The sequence below is a fragment of the Aquimarina sp. EL_43 genome (assembly GCF_943422735.1).
GTDB classification, from domain to species: Bacteria; Bacteroidota; Bacteroidia; order Flavobacteriales; family Flavobacteriaceae; genus Aquimarina; species Aquimarina megaterium.
This window is the reverse complement of the sequence record NZ_CALSBR010000001.1, coordinates 1,291,901-1,307,196: the sequence shown is the minus strand read 5'-3', so window position 1 is coordinate 1,307,196 and position 15,296 is coordinate 1,291,901. Positions and strand designations below refer to the sequence as shown.

Sequence of the window (15,296 nt, the reverse complement as noted above, 5' to 3'; positions counted from 1 at the left end):
TTCAGTAATCATTATTTAGCATATACTGCTTCTGCTATAGTGGGACTCGATGGGTTAAGCCAATCATCTACTTTGTCATAAAGTAATTCATACAGGGTACGTTGCGTAAGTTGAAATCGTGCGCTTAGCGTCATCCCTTTGTTGAAACTTCCTTTAAAACCATTTTTAAGTTCGAGATGGCCTTGGTCGATTGCACAGCGTACTTTAAAAACAGGTCGTTCATTAATGATGTCTACATCTTTACTGATCTCCAGAATTTTTCCGGTAGCTAGTCCCCATTGGTTATAGTTAAAAGCATCGATCTGAAAATTCACCGATTTATTTCGACTCACTAATCCTATATCCGATGGCGAGAGGTAACATTCTGCAACCAGTCCCGTATCGGGAGATATTTCGGCAATAGTTAGTCCTCCTGCGATTAGACTACCTGGCTCGATACCTAAAACATTTTTAAGAATTCCGTCAATTGGTGCTGTAATCAACAGTTCTTTTTGATTCTGTTTTAGTTGTGTTAATCCACCTTTTAATTCTCTTATGGTGTTGTGGTACTCTGTTACTGTAGCCTGCCAGTTATTTTTTTGTTGTTTTCGGTATTGCTGCAGTGTACTCGATGCCAGTTGATGCTCAAAAGCACTGTTCTCATAATCGACTTTGGCGACCACCCCTTTTTTATACAGTTTTTGGTTACGCAGGTAATCGATTTTTGTTTTTTCAAATCGGGTTTTTAGCTCTTGTATTTTTTGAGTGAAGTACAAATATTCTTTTTGGTAACGTGCCGATTGTATGTTGTTAAATTTCGGCTTAGCCGTATTGATCAGATATTCACAATCTGTAATAAACTGCTCGGTCTCTTTAATCTGTGTCGAGGATCGGGTGATTTGTTCCTTTACGACTGACGTATTGGTCATAAGCAAGGTATCCCCTTTATTTACTTTTTGATTATCAATCATATTTACAAAAACAACTTTACCCGATTGAAGCGGAGTAATAGCAATACGTTCTTTACTAGGTCTTAACATTCCTCTTGCTGTGGTATAGATATCGATCTTGATAAATGGCAAAAGGGCTAATGCAATGACAAAAGCAACCAATATTGTTGTGTAGATCATTTTACTTCTGCTACTATGCTCAAACTGATGTACCTCTATGGTGTTTTCTATAATTTCTTTTGGAAATAACTGTTTCATGCTGGATATTCTTTAAACGTTAACAATGGATTGATACATAATGATAAAATGATCCATCAGAAAAGTGGTGAATTGTGAAATGAAATTGATCAGTACATGTATCATAAGTTTTGATTTTTTTGAGTGAAACTAAAGCGACTGCTACGTTTTTTGATTTGATCAAATATACCCTTGATAAAGCCCCAAAAACAAGGGAAAGAAGTCGTGATTCCTGAAAACAAACACGGAATTCGCAGAATGCAGACCTTTAGTTTAAAATGGTAATCGGTTGATTATCATATAGTTTTGTTATAATTATCTAAAAGAAATCTTAAAACAGAAAATAGTATATTTATATCCTGTTAAATAAGTATAGAATAATACCAACACCTCTTGAAACTAAAAAATCCATATACCTTCTTTGATCAGTTTTGTCTAAGAACTCCCCTTTTACCATTAGATTTTTATCATAACCTTACCAAAGAGAAGGACATCCCTGTAGAAATGTTTAAAGATGTCTGGAAAAATGACAGTATTAGAGAAGCTATTTTTCTGGCATCACCAGAGTTATTTTCTGAAATCGAGAAATGGTTGTCGGGGCAACTCGAAGATGTTAAAAAGAAGAAACGATTAGAATCATCTTTGTTAAAATATTTATCCAGGATGAGTTCGCGTTGTACTCCCTTTGGATTATTTGCTGGTTGTAGTATAGGAACCTTTGGTAAGACTACAGCAATAGAATTGTCTAATTATGATACTCATCAAAGACAAACGCGATTTGATATGAACTTTTTGGTAGCATTCTCACAAAAGATGGCCAAAGAAGAAGTCATCAAAAAACAACTATTGTGGTATACTAATAATAGCCTGTATAAAATCGGAGATCAATATCGATATATAGAATATAAGTATAATCAATATAATCGACGAGAACATTCTATTGAGGCAGTGGCCTATGCAGAGTATCTTGAAGCTATAATCGAGAGCGCCAGGACTGGTAAAAAAATAAAAGAATTAGCTTCTCTACTGGTTGATGACGAAATTACACACGAAGAAGCTTCAGAATTTATAGACGAATTGATAGACAATCAAATCCTGGTGAGCGAAATAGAACCCTCTGTAACCGGGGATGATTTTTTAGAACAGTTAGAAACCTGTTTGAGTGAGATAGAAGGTACTGATGCTATACTAACAGAAATTGATTACTATAAAAAATTTCTGGAACAAATAGATCAGAAACTGGGTAATGGATCTGGCGAATACCTAAAACTTAGTGAGCGAGTAGCGAAACTAGAAACGCCTTTTGAGTTAAAATATCTTTTTCAGACCGATATGTATACTCAGGCACAGTCTAATCAATTAAATATACGATGGGGGTATAAGCTAACGCGAGCACTAGAGCTGTTAAACAGAATGAATAGCGCTTCATCAGAAACCCACTTGCAACGGTTTAAAGATGCATTTACAAAGCGATACGAAACTCAGGAAATTCCCCTGGCTACTGCTTTAGATACCGAGGTAGGTATTGGATACCTGCAGCATCAGAGTGCTAATGACTCTACTTCTTTTTTAGACGATCTGTATATCCCTTCCAAACCAGCTTCCAAACAAGAAATGCACTGGACCCCGGTACAGGAAATTCTAAATAAGAAATTACAACATATACATAAAGAAAACCAATATACGCTATCGCTCGAAGATAAGGATGTTGAACATCTCGAATTAGACTGGAACGATTTGCCCGATACCATGTCTACGATTGCTCAAATTGCAAGGGTTGATGGTGAAGAAAAGATGATATTTTCTTCTGTAGGAGGGTCCTCTGCGGCGAATCTGTTAGGACGGTTTTCTACCGGAAATGAGGATATTTTAAAACACGTACAAGGTATTGCAGCTGTAGAACAAGAAATGTATCAAAACCAGATCCTGGCCGAAGTTGTTCATTTACCAGAATCCAGGACGGGTAATGTAATTCGCAGGGCAACCATACGTGAGTATGAAATCCCGTATTTAGGAAAATCTAATGTACCTATAGAGCAGCAGGTTGCCATATCAGATCTAATGATATCGGTGCAATATGGTCGTATTATACTACGCTCTAAAACACTTAATAAAGAAATTATCCCTCGTTTGACCAATGCCCATAATTATAGTGCTAATGCATTGCCGGTATATCATTTCTTATGTGATGTACAAAAGCAAGGCGGTCGACCAGGCCTTGGGTTTTATTGGGGAGAAGCGTTAGAGAAGCATACTTTTTTACCTAGAGTGGTATATAAAGAGTTTATATTGGCAAAAGCCCGATGGAAGATCACTATGGCCGATTTGCCTTTTCTAAAAGAGAATAGTGAAAACGATAGGATCGCAATGATAACCGCCTGGAGGGCAAAACACAATATACCCAAGATGGTACAATTGATCGATGGGGATAATACTTTGCTGATCCATATGGAGAATACGAACTCGATAAATATGTGGTTAGATACCATAAAAAATAAAAAAACATGTGTATTAGAAGAGTTTTTATTTGCAGAAGAAGGACAGTCTAGTGAGCAAAAAGGTATTGTGCAGCAAGAAGGTATGAGTTATACCAACCAGTTTGTAATCTCGTTGTATAATAAAGAAAAATTAGAGCAGGCAAGAAAGAACACCGAAGCATTAAAAGCAGTTGAGGTGTGATTAAGATCATTGTTGTCATCCTAGTAATTTGTCATCCCAGCGTAGGCTGGGATCCATAATTGAGAAAGGATGTTGAAAAGAAAAAGTATAAAGAACAATAATTCAAATGACTTTGTCATCCCAGCGCAGGCTGGGATCCACAATTGAATTGAAATGTTAAAACCAAGACGATCAATACCATTTTATCTTGTATGTCACCCTGAGCTTGTCGAAGGGCTTTTCAGCTATAATTTGCTTCGACAAGCTCAGCATGACAATACGGTTAAAAATTAATGAATTAATGAAATGAGTCAAAGATAATCAGGCGATAGAAGACTGTGTCGAGATGTATTTGGGACAATAGCAAAATAATAAAAACACAAAACAAGGGGGATACTACATGAGTACAAAAAGAACATATATACTGGGGGATGAATGGCTATATTATAAAATATATTGTGGTGCCCGTACGTCTGATGTCATCCTTACCGAAACTATAAAACCACTCACAGCGCAATTATTAGAACAAGGACTAATCGATTCCTGGTTTTTTATACGGTACGGAGACCCCGATTTTCATATCAGGATACGATTTCGTTTACCCGATATACGCGCAATAGGGACCGTGATCCTGCAGATTAATGCTGCGATGCAACATTATGTAGAACAGCGGGTAGTATATAAACTACAAACCGATACCTATATACGAGAATTAGAACGTTATGGTACAAATACTATAGATGCCTCAGAAACCTTGTTTTTTTATGATAGTGCCATGCTGTTGGATGCCATAGCGTTGATCGAAGATGAGGAATTGTACTTTTTATTTGTAGTAAAAGCGATCGATAGGTTATTAAACAGTTTTGGTTATGAGCAACAACAAAAATTAGAGTTGGTAACCCGAAACAGCCTGGGATTTAAACGAGAATTTCATGCTGATAAAGGATTAAATAAACAATTAGATAAAAAATATAGGGGGTTAAAAAGCAAGCTTTCTTCTTTTTTAGAGACAACTTCTATGCAGGAAGACTATAAAATCTTAGATGATTTACTGGATCACAAAGCAAAACAATCGTTAGAAATTGTACAAAAGATTATGGAAGCACAGCAAAATAAGCAATTAGAAATGCCATTAGACGATTTGCTAAGCAGTTATATACATATGCTGGTAAACCGAGCCTTTAGATCCAAACAACGATTTTATGAGTTGGTGTGTTATGATTTTTTAGTACGATATCAAAAAACAAAAGTAAGCTATACTGTATCATGAAAAAACGAGTACTTATCGTTAGTATCTTTTTTTTATATATGATCCCAGGGATTGCCCAGGAGACAACTGCATTTACCATCCCGGATTCGTTAAAGAATAAAACATTTGATGAGGTTGAAGAATTAAGTTATCAATACTATCGCGATACTCTCAAATATGAAATTTATTCGAATACTTTCCTTGCCAAAGCAAAACTGAAAAACGATTCCTTAGCATTGGCGAAAGGGTATCAACTAGTATCTTATAATAATAGTAAGAACTTTCCTGTTAGATTAACGAATTTAGATAGTTCAATTGCATTTAGTAAAAACTTAAATCATAAAAGATTTCCTGCGATTTCTTATTCTATAAAAGGTGGTATATATAAAGAAATAGGAAATTATGATAAGGCACTAGATAATTATTTGGCTGCTTTAAAATATTCCAGCGCATCCAATAATAAAAACTTTTATTATTTAACCAAACACAATATTGGTAGTATAAAAAGAGAAATTGGAGAACTTGATGATGCAGCTAAAATCTTTAAAGAGGTCATAGACTATGAAGAAGGTAATAATATAGGTGGAAAAGGGCATTTAGCAACTATATTACATTTAGCAGATTCGTATAGAAAATTAGAATATAGAGATTCTGCTACTTTTTATAATACTAAAGGAATACAAGAATCACTTAAAGATAGTTTAGATATTTACCCTTTTTTTGTACTGAATGAAGGTATTAATTTATTCTATAAACAACAGTATCAGAGGTCACTAGATAGTATTTATAAAGCACTACCGTTTATTGAGAAATATAAGCCAAGAGTAGAGGAGTCATTGGTTAATGCTTATATACATCTGGCAAAACTCTATAAAGAATTTGGTGAAAACGAAAAGTACCTGGAGTATTTATTAAAAATTAATCAATCTTATGAGCGTTCGGGGTTTGTTTCTATGGAAATGCGAGAGGGGTATGAACTATTGATTGATTATTATAAATCGATAGATGATAAAAATAAGCAGCTATACTATATTGATAAATTATTTACTGTAGATAGTATCCTGGATACCAATTATAAAAACCTGAGTAAAAAGATCGTATTAGAATATGATACTCCAAAACTATTAGAAGAAAAGCAAAATCTAATTGATGCTCTAGAACAAAAGGAGAAAAAGACCAGTATAAAATTTATTATTGCTGTTATTTTTGCTATAGTGCTAATCATTATTGTGGCTGTGATCTATACCAAAAATGTGAGGTATAGAAAACGTTTTAAAGAATTGATGCAGGTACCAATCCTTGATACTGCAATCCAGAAAGAAGTATCGGATAAGCATCCTGCCACACCAGAAGCGATAGGGATTTCTGAGGATATTGTAAACGCAGTCTTAGAGGGCTTGCAAAAGTTTGAAGATAAACAAGGCTATTTATCGACTAATATTACTACCGGGGAATTGGCCAAAAAACTACAGACCAATTCTAAATACTTATCTAAGATCATTAATACCTATAAGCAAAAAAGTTTTAGTGTGTATATTAATGAATTGCGTATTGACTATGTAATCGAAAAACTAAAGCGCGAATCTAAATTTAGATTATATACCATCAAGGCGATTTCTCGCGAAATTGGATTTAATACTACTGAAGCTTTTTCTAAATCTTTCTACAAAAAGACGGGAATTTACCCTTCTTACTTTATCAAGCAGCTTGAAAAGGAAAATAGATAAAGTGTTGGTTTTTAGTTTTTTAAAAGTCTGATTTCTTAGAATACAGACTGGTACTTCCTTTTTTTGCCTTATTTTTTTAAGGTTATCCCTTACATTTGTTTTGAACTCAAAACATAAAAACTCATGAAAAATCAACATCAAACAAAGAAGCTGGGATTAAAAAAACTAAACATTACCTTATTAACATCTCATAAATTATCACAGATAAAAGCTGGTAACATAGAAACAGGAGGTATACATGGGTGTGATCAATCTGGGCCAGGTTGTCGAAGTATATATCCTCCTCAATGCGGTAATCAAACAGATATTAAAGACCTTGTTGCATATAGATAAACATACGTTACAATTGTAATACATTATTACTGATTTTGTTCATCAAGAAGTAGTAAAAAATAATCGTCCTGGCGTATCTAAGCCAGGACGATTATTTTTTTAGAGATTATCTATTATTTCAATACTTTTGGTAGGCGAACCAAAACCGATTATGCGAGCTACATATCTTACCCTGTTTACCTTCTTGTTCTCATTTTTTGGGTATGGTCAAAAATTTCAAATCCCGGATTCGTTACAGGATAAGAGTATTGATGAACTTGAAAATTTAAGTTATAAGTACTATCCCGATACCGTTAAATACGAGATTTACACAAATACATTACTTATTAAAGCGAAACAGAAAAATGATCCTCTTTCTCTAGCTAAAGCGTATAAATCCGCAATGTTTATTTATAAAAATAAATTCCCCGAAAAAATTGCATACCTGGATAGTTCTATTGCAGCAAGTAAAGACTTAAATGACAGGCTATATCCTGCCGTACCTTACTCTATTAAAGGCGGAGAATATAGGGTAGTAGGAGATTTCGATAAATCTCTTGATTGTTATATTGCAGCTCTAAAATATTCTAAAAAAGCAAATAATATGAATTTTTATTATTTGACTAAACATAATATTGCTAGTTTAAAAAAGAGAGCTGGAGAACTTGAAGAGGCAGCAGTAATGTTTAAAGAGGTCATAGATTATGAAGATAAAAATAATATAAGCGGTATAGGGCATTTGGCAACTATATTATATTTAGCCGATTCGTATAGAAAATTAGAGTATAAAGATTCTGCCACTTTTTATAATAAAATAGGTATAAAAGAATCCCTTAAAGATAGCATAGACATTTATGACTATTTTGTTTTGAATGAAGGGATCAACTTATTCTATAAACAACAGTATCAGGCTTCATTAGATAGTATCAATAAAGCATTGGTTTTTTTTGAAGAGCTTAAACCAAGAGATGAAGAAATATTAGTCATTGCGTATTTACATTTGGCTAAACTGTATAAAGAATTTGATAATAAAGAAAAATATTTGGATTTTTTACTCAAAATCAATCAATCATACAAACGTTCAAATTTTGCTTGTAAAGAAATGAGAGAGAGCTATACTATGTTGATTGATTATTATAAATCAATAAATAATAAAAATGAGCAATTATATTATATCAATCAACTAATTAAAGTAGATAGTCTTTTAGATAAAAGATATAAAAGCTTAAATAAAAAAATCACCAAAGATTATGATATCCCGAATCTGCTTCGGGATAAAGAAGAAATTATTGCCTCCTTAGAAGCAGAAAAGAGTAGCAGTGCTACTCAAATTCTGGTTGTATCTTCTTTGTTGATACTAAGCCTTGGAGGAGTGGGGTATTATTACTATAACCAACGCCGTTATAAAAAACGATTTTTGCAACTACTCAACACCAATACACCACAAGAAACTATACCAGTACCCTCACCTAAAGATAAAACCGGGATCACTACCATAAGCCCCGATACCTTAGAGCAACTGCTGGCGCATTTAGAAGAGTTTGAGAAAAACCAGAAATACCTTGCTTCTAATATTAATTCTAAAGACCTGGCCAAAAGCTTTGGGTCTAACTCCAGCTATTTGTCATTGGTGGTTAATACCTATAAGCAAAAGACATTAAGCCAATACATCAACGACCTGCGTATCGATTTTGTAGTAGAGAAACTACAGTCGGATTCAAAATTCAGGAAATATACGATTAAAGCTATTGCGCAAGAGGTCGGTTTTAATACCGCAGAGGCGTTTTCTAAAACGTTCTACAAAAAAACGGGGATATACCCCTCGTATTTCATAAAAAAGCTGGAGGAGTGAGATTTTGGAGTGATCTTGTCATTCCGGACTTGATCCGGAATCTACATTGCGTAGTACGTGATTATGGATTCCAGCCTACGCTGGAATGACACGATAACTTTAATTAAAATGTAATGTCCCTTCGAGTGCCACGCTTTTGGGCGTGGTGTATCGAGAAGTTATTGTGAGTTAGGATGTATTAAATACTTGCCTATTATTTTAATCTACTCTAGAATCCATCATCTTTGTCATTCCGGACTTGATCCGGAATCTATATTGTGTAGTACGTGATTATGGATTCCAGCCTACGCTGGAATGACAGATCGCTATGATAACGACATGATTATCATTTAAAAACAAAAAACCCGGCGCTGTTATCAGGCCGGGTTTAATTTTATTTTATCAATTCACCATTTTTATCGTGAAAATGATATTCTAAATACGTGTAAGCGTCTCTAGGTACAATCTTTACCCATCGTTTATGGTTAAAATACCATTTTGATCGGGTGGATGGAAATCCTTTGGTTAAAAAAGCTGCGATAAAAGGATGCGCACTTAGCGTTATCTTTTTATGCTCTTTTTTAATTAATTTTTCTAATTCGACTTTTATTTTTTCTACCAATACTATAGGCGCCTCAACTTCGCCATTTATTCCGTTGGGATCATCCTCACGGGTTTTGATATTCATTTCTGGTCGAACACGCTGTCGCGTGATTTGAATCAGGCCAAATTTACTTGGCGGTAAAATTTTATGCTTCGCCCTATCGTCTTTCATCTCTTCTCGTAATTGATTGAAGAGGGTTCTACGGTTATCTGCATTATTCATATCGATAAAATCGACTACAATAATACCTCCCATATCTCTAAGACGCAGTTGGCGGGCTACTTCAGCTGCACTAATCAGGTTTACCTCTAGTGCAGTATCTTCTTGGTTTTTGGCTTTATTAGATCGGTTACCGCTATTTACATCGATTACATGCATCGCTTCTGTATGCTCTATAACCAAATAAGCACCCTTACTCATAGACACCGTCTTGCCAAAACTTGTTTTGATTTGCCGTTCAATACCATATTTTTCGAAAATTGGTATTTTGGGATTATGAAGTTTTACAATTGATTCTTTTTTTGGAGCAATTTCTTGCAGATACTCTTTGATTTGGTTGCAGAGATCTTCATCATCTACAACAATAGAAGTAAAAGTGTCATTAAATACATCTCTTAATATAGAAGATGCTCTATTCATTTCACCTAGTACTTTTGAAGGGTGATGAGCTTTGTGCAATTTTTTACACATGCTTTGCCATCGTCCCATTAGATTTTCTAAATCTTTGTCTAGTTCTGCTACTTTTTTGCCTTCTGCTACTGTACGTACAATAATTCCGAAACCTTTTGGCTTAATACTTTTTACAAGCCTTTTTAAACGTTCTTTTTCTTCTGAGGATTCTATTTTTTGAGAAATAGAAATTCGATTCGAAAAAGGAACTAAAACAATATATCTACCAGCAATCGAAAGCTCTGAGCTAATTCGAGGGCCTTTGGTAGATATCGGTTCCTTTACTATCTGTACTAATAGTGATTGATTTGATTTTAACACATTGGTAATAGTACCGTGTTTATCAATATCGTTCTCGAAAGGAAAATCCTTAAGAGAATAATTTTTTAATTTACCTGTGCTTACACGTTTTATGAATTTAAGTAAAGAAGATACTTGAGGGCCAAGGTCGTGGTAATGCAAAAACGCATCTTTTTCATAGCCTACATTAACAAATGCGGCATTTAGACCTGGGACAGATTTACGGATTTTGGCAATAAAAATATCACCCACCGAAAAATCACTGTCGTCTTCTTCCTTATGTAATTCAATTAGTTTTCCATCCTTTAATAAGGCAAAATCCGTAGAGGAACCTGACCTAATGATCAATTCTTTGTTCACTCTGATTAGATTTTTATCCCGATAATTATCGAGATGGATTAAACAATTTTTTCACAGGAATTTTTACAATTCCGTTGAAATAAAACAAAGATACCGGTAGTGGGGTAGTATGTCTTATTTCGATTTCAAAGAACTTAACTTTTTAAATGAAAAAAGTAGTTAGAAACTACTTTTTCTTATGGCGGTTGGCTCTTCTTCTTTTTTTACGCTTGTGCGTAGCTACCTTGTGTCTTTTACGTTTTTTACCACTTGGCATAGTGTGTACTGTTTTATATTTATAAATTATTTATTTTACTTCTACGTTAGTTTTTACACCTTCTACAAATACTTTTGCAGGTTTAAACGCAGGTATATTGTGTGCAGGAATTTTGATCGTAGTATTTTTAGAAATATTACGGCCTGTTTTCTCTGCTCTGGTTTTGATTATAAAACTACCAAATCCTCTAAGGTATACATTATCTCCACTCTCTAGTGAACTTTTTACCTCTTCCATAAAGGTTTCAACCGTTGCCTGAACATCACCTTTTTCTATTCCTAATTTTTCTGAAATTTTTGCTACAATATCTGCTTTAGTCATTATATTACCTATTTAGGGGTTTTTAAATTTTCAAGGGGGCAAATATAAGAATTTAAAATCCAAAATATCAATACTTAAGATGATATTTTCATCTTTAAACGTTTAATTTTGCAAAACTTATAATTTTACTATGATATTTTCTAAAAAACTCATTACGTGGTACTTACAAAATAAAAGGTCGATGCCATGGCGAGAAACTAAAAATCCATATCATATTTGGCTCAGTGAAATTATACTTCAGCAGACCAGAGTGGCGCAAGGATTACCTTATTATATATCGTTTACAGAAACTTTTCCAACGGTATTTGATCTTGCAAATGCAAATGAAGAAGAAGTGTTAAAGTTATGGCAGGGATTAGGATATTATTCCAGGGCCAGAAATCTGCATGCCACTGCAAAATATGTAGCAAACGATTTAAAAGGTGTTTTTCCCGATACATATAAAGGTCTCTTACAATTAAAAGGAGTTGGTGATTATACAGCGAGTGCTATAGCTTCTATATGTTATGCCGAAGCGGTTCCTGTAGTAGACGGAAATGTATATCGGGTATTGTCACGGTATTTTGGAATCGATACTCCTATTAATAGTACAAAAGGAGTAAAAGAATTTAAAGAGCTTGCGATAACCTTAATGGATCATGAAGAACCGGCAGAATATAATCAGGCAATTATGGAGTTTGGAGCATTACAGTGTAAGCCCAAAAGCCCGTATTGTATTGTATGTCCACTACAAGATAGTTGTGAAGCTTTGAAAAATGGAAAAGTAGATATATTACCAGTCAAAATCAAAAAACTAAAAATCAAAAAACGCTACTTTAACTATTTGGTGTTTTTTACAGAAGATAAGAAAACGATCATCCAACAAAGAGTAGGTAGTGGTATATGGAAAGGGTTATATGAGTTTCCTTTAATAGAAAGTGATACTGTAGATGCAGATGCTATTGCATCTCATGCTGTTTTTAGAGAAATGATAAAAGATAAAGAGTATGAGATCATACCACATCAAAAAGAGGCTATTGTGCATAAATTATCTCACCAGCATTTATATACCCGATTTTATATCGTTAAATCAGATATGCCTTCAAAAATAAACCAGAATCAAAAAATTGTGGATTATGAAGAAATACATACTTATCCCGTTCCTATTCTGTTGGGTAATTTTATAGATGCCTTTTTTCAGCAAAACTGATGAATTTAGAGCCCCAAAGTATAACAGGTTAAAAAGATCTAAAACCTAAGTTAAGACCATCGGGAGATCATTTATATATTAATTTTTTTATTACATTTACTATAAACAAAGTTATTTGAAGTTACTTTGAAAAATAAGAAGTATTAGGATAGCGTTATTTAATACAGTTTGTCATTTCTTTGCAATGATGAACCAAAACAACAAACCATAAACTAAAATGTCTGGAACACTAAATAAAGTAATGCTTATAGGGCATACGGGTGATGAGGTAAAGATGCATTATTTTGAAGGAGGTAGTTGCATAGGCAGATTTCCTCTTGCTACTAATGATTCGTATGTGAATAAAAGCACAGGAGAGCGTGTAAACACTACAGAGTGGCACAATATCGTGGTTAGAAATAAAGCTGCAGAAATTTGTGAGAAATACCTTAATAAGGGAGATAAAGTATATATTGAAGGCCGCCTTAAAACCAGAAAGTGGCAAGATGAGCAAGGAAAAGACAGGTATAGTACAGAAATACAATGTACAGATTTTACTTTTCTTACACCTAAGAATGAGAACCAGCCTTCTGAGCATAAACCTCAGAATACGCCTCAAACGAATACACCTGCTACAAGCAATTCGCAGGAAGTTTCATCTAATTCACCAGCAACAGAAGATGATGATCTTCCGTTCTGATATGTCTAACTAAACAAAGATAATTTGGACCCTGATCCTGAACCGTTATTTATTTCACTATTTGTTTTTGATTTTATGCAAACTATTAATGTGGTTGTACTGGTAGTGCTGCTCATTTTTTCTGCATTAATATCGGGTAGCGAAGTAGCTCTGTTTTCTTTAACCCCCACAGATCTTAAGGATGAAGAGAATGCGTCTAAGAATCTTAGGATTGTGTCCAAACTACTAGATAATCCTAAGAAGTTATTGGCTACCATATTAGTGGCAAATAATTTTATCAATATAGCGATAGTGTTGCTCTTTGATACTTTGGGTAAGATATATTTTAGTAATCTTGATTATGTTTGGTTAGGTTGGATTAATGTGAGATTTATAGTAGAGGTGGGAGTCGCAGCATTCTTGATTTTATTGTTTGGTGAAATTTTACCCAAACTATATGCCAGTAGAAATAAGGTGAAGTTCGCCAAATTTATGGCAAGACCTTTGGCAATTATGGATTGGGCCATTTCGCCGGTTAGTATGCCAATGCGTAGCATCACTGTTGGGATTCATAACCGACTAGGAAAACAGAAATCTAATTTAAGTGTAGATCAATTGTCACAGGCATTAGAATTAACCTCAGACAAGGATACTACAGACGAAGAGAAGAAAATATTAGAGGGTATTGTGTCTTTTGGAAACACAGATGCTAAGCAGGTAATGCACCCTCGGATGGATATTTTTGCATTAAATAGTGAAGCTGAGTACCAGGAAATTCTTCCTGAGATTATCGAAAAAGAATACTCCAGGATTCCGGTATATGAAGATAGTATCGATAATGTAATTGGGATTCTGTATGTCAAAGACTTATTGCCATATATTAATACATCATCTTTTGATTGGATATCTCTGTTAAGAGCTCCTTATTTTGTGCCAGAGAATAAGAAACTAGATGATTTACTTAATGATTTTAAGAATAAAAAAAATCACCTGGCTATAGTTGTAGATGAGTATGGAGGAACCAGTGGTTTGATTTCTCTCGAGGATATTATAGAAGAAATTGTAGGAGATATTAGTGATGAGTTTGATGATGAAGATTTGATATTTTCAAAATTAGATGATCAAAACTATGTTTTTGAAGGAAGAACAGCTTTAAAAGATTTTTATAAAGTACTGAAGCTGGAAGATAATGAGGTTTTTGAAGAAAAGAAAGGGGATGCAGAAACTATCGCAGGGTTGTTACTGGAGATCTCTGGAAGTTTCCCAAAACGTGGAGAAATTATTGTAGTAGATCAGTATGCTTTTAAAATAGAATCGTTGGATAACAAGCGAATAAAACAAGTGAAATTAACCATTAATGAAAACGAAAATAGTTAGATTTTTTATAGTGACCAGCGTGTGTATGCTATTTTCTTGCGGGGGCGAAGTACTGCCTAAGCCAGAAGGGATGCTGCGTTTAAGTTACCCTGCTCCCAAGTATAAAGAGCTGGTATTACCTTGTCCTTATTCTTTTGAAAAAAACGAATTTTCGGAACTTCGTAGAGCGAGAAGAAATAAAAATTGCTGGTACAATCTGGAGTATAAAAAACTAAGAGCCACGATGTATATTTCTTATTATGAAATTAACAATAATCTGGATTCGTTACTTAGAGATGCTCAAAACCTTACCCAGGAACATGTAATCAAAGCAGATGGGATCGTACAAACACCATATGCAAATGAAGAAAATAAAGTATATGGTATGTTTTATGAGGTTTCTGGTGATGCAGCTTCTCCATCTCAGTTTTATGTCACAGATAGTATTCGGCATTTTATAGTAGGTTCTATGTATTTTAAAGTGAAACCTAATTATGATTCGATACTTCCTGCTGCGAATTATTTGCGTAATGATATGAGGTATTTTATGGAAACGCTTCGTTGGAAAGAGTAAAAAACTTCAAATACACTTTTTAATAGTTAATTTTCTTCCAAAAGGTATTCTGTGTACTTATAATTT

12 protein-coding genes are annotated in these 15,296 nt (G+C 34.1%); 9 read left to right on the top strand and 3 right to left on the bottom strand.

Translation table 11 applies throughout. The features are described from left to right. Positions 1-11: 11 nt before the first annotated feature. The gene (locus NNL09_RS06035; RefSeq protein ID WP_196909441.1) at positions 12-1,187 is read right to left on the bottom strand and encodes an HlyD family secretion protein; all 1,176 of its coding nucleotides are present in this window, start codon (positions 1,185-1,187) and stop codon (positions 12-14) included. A 372-nt stretch (positions 1,188-1,559) separates the two neighbouring features. On the opposite strand from NNL09_RS06035, the gene NNL09_RS06030 reads away from it, so the two are divergent. The 5 genes from NNL09_RS06030 to NNL09_RS06010 all read left to right on the top strand — a co-directional run bounded on the left by NNL09_RS06030 (position 1,560) and on the right by NNL09_RS06010 (position 8,964). Then, a complete protein-coding gene (locus NNL09_RS06030; RefSeq protein ID WP_196909440.1) occupies positions 1,560-3,845 on the top strand; it encodes a lantibiotic dehydratase family protein in 2,286 nt (761 codons plus the stop codon). Between the two features lie 379 nt (positions 3,846-4,224). Beyond that, a complete protein-coding gene (locus NNL09_RS06025) occupies positions 4,225-5,094 on the top strand; it encodes a thiopeptide-type bacteriocin biosynthesis protein (protein WP_196909439.1) in 870 nt (289 codons plus the stop codon). After that, entirely contained in the window at positions 5,091-6,800 is a 1,710-nt protein-coding gene (locus NNL09_RS06020) for an AraC family transcriptional regulator (protein ID WP_196909438.1), read from the top strand. The genes NNL09_RS06025 and NNL09_RS06020 overlap by 4 nt, the downstream gene beginning before the upstream one ends. Positions 6,801-6,923: 123 nt before the next feature. After that, a complete protein-coding gene (locus NNL09_RS06015) occupies positions 6,924-7,133 on the top strand; it encodes a hypothetical protein (RefSeq protein WP_196909437.1) in 210 nt (69 codons plus the stop codon). Between the two features lie 151 nt (positions 7,134-7,284). Further along, entirely contained in the window at positions 7,285-8,964 is a 1,680-nt protein-coding gene (locus tag NNL09_RS06010; protein ID WP_196909436.1) for an AraC family transcriptional regulator, read from the top strand. Between the two features lie 373 nt (positions 8,965-9,337). On the opposite strand, the gene NNL09_RS06005 is transcribed toward NNL09_RS06010, so the two are convergent. Together NNL09_RS06005 and NNL09_RS06000 are read right to left on the bottom strand one after the other, a co-directional pair. Continuing rightward, positions 9,338-10,876: a ribonuclease E/G gene (locus NNL09_RS06005; RefSeq protein ID WP_025664478.1), complete on the bottom strand. Its 1,539-nt coding sequence runs from the start codon at positions 10,874-10,876 to the stop codon at positions 9,338-9,340. Positions 10,877-11,162: 286 nt separating this feature from the next. Further along, entirely contained in the window at positions 11,163-11,453 is a 291-nt protein-coding gene (locus NNL09_RS06000) for an HU family DNA-binding protein (RefSeq protein ID WP_024768281.1), read from the bottom strand. Positions 11,454-11,583: 130 nt separating this feature from the next. Here NNL09_RS06000 and mutY point away from each other — a divergent pair, with 130 nt between their 5' ends. The 4 genes from mutY to gldD all read left to right on the top strand — a co-directional run bounded on the left by mutY (position 11,584) and on the right by gldD (position 15,230). Beyond that, positions 11,584-12,642: an A/G-specific adenine glycosylase gene (gene mutY, locus NNL09_RS05995; RefSeq protein ID WP_196909435.1), complete on the top strand. Its 1,059-nt coding sequence runs from the start codon at positions 11,584-11,586 to the stop codon at positions 12,640-12,642. 217 nt (positions 12,643-12,859) lie between these two features. Then, positions 12,860-13,321: a single-stranded DNA-binding protein gene (locus NNL09_RS05990; RefSeq protein WP_025664476.1), complete on the top strand. Its 462-nt coding sequence runs from the start codon at positions 12,860-12,862 to the stop codon at positions 13,319-13,321. A 24-nt stretch (positions 13,322-13,345) separates the two neighbouring features. Then, the gene (locus tag NNL09_RS05985) at positions 13,346-14,677 is read left to right on the top strand and encodes a gliding motility-associated protein GldE (protein WP_231389220.1); all 1,332 of its coding nucleotides are present in this window, start codon (positions 13,346-13,348) and stop codon (positions 14,675-14,677) included. Continuing rightward, the gene (gene gldD, locus NNL09_RS05980; RefSeq protein WP_025664474.1) at positions 14,658-15,230 is read left to right on the top strand and encodes a gliding motility lipoprotein GldD; all 573 of its coding nucleotides are present in this window, start codon (positions 14,658-14,660) and stop codon (positions 15,228-15,230) included. Before NNL09_RS05985 ends, gldD begins: the two co-directional genes overlap by 20 nt. Positions 15,231-15,296: the final 66 nt, after the last annotated feature.

What these genes read in the sequence shown, in the direction of transcription:
- NNL09_RS06035 (WP_196909441.1), bottom strand. Translation starts at nt 1,187, where the DNA reads ATGAAACAGTTATTTCCAAAAGAAATTATAGAAAACACCATAGAGGTA.
- NNL09_RS06025 (WP_196909439.1), top strand. Translation starts at nt 4,225, where the DNA reads ATGAGTACAAAAAGAACATATATACTGGGGGATGAATGGCTATATTAT.
- NNL09_RS06020 (WP_196909438.1), top strand. Translation starts at nt 5,091, where the DNA reads ATGAAAAAACGAGTACTTATCGTTAGTATCTTTTTTTTATATATGATC.
- NNL09_RS06015 (WP_196909437.1), top strand. Translation starts at nt 6,924, where the DNA reads ATGAAAAATCAACATCAAACAAAGAAGCTGGGATTAAAAAAACTAAAC.
- NNL09_RS06010 (WP_196909436.1), top strand. Translation starts at nt 7,285, where the DNA reads ATGCGAGCTACATATCTTACCCTGTTTACCTTCTTGTTCTCATTTTTT.
- NNL09_RS06000 (WP_024768281.1), bottom strand. Translation starts at nt 11,453, where the DNA reads ATGACTAAAGCAGATATTGTAGCAAAAATTTCAGAAAAATTAGGAATA.
- mutY (WP_196909435.1), top strand. Translation starts at nt 11,584, where the DNA reads ATGATATTTTCTAAAAAACTCATTACGTGGTACTTACAAAATAAAAGG.
- NNL09_RS05990 (WP_025664476.1), top strand. Translation starts at nt 12,860, where the DNA reads ATGTCTGGAACACTAAATAAAGTAATGCTTATAGGGCATACGGGTGAT.
- gldD (WP_025664474.1), top strand. Translation starts at nt 14,658, where the DNA reads ATGAAAACGAAAATAGTTAGATTTTTTATAGTGACCAGCGTGTGTATG.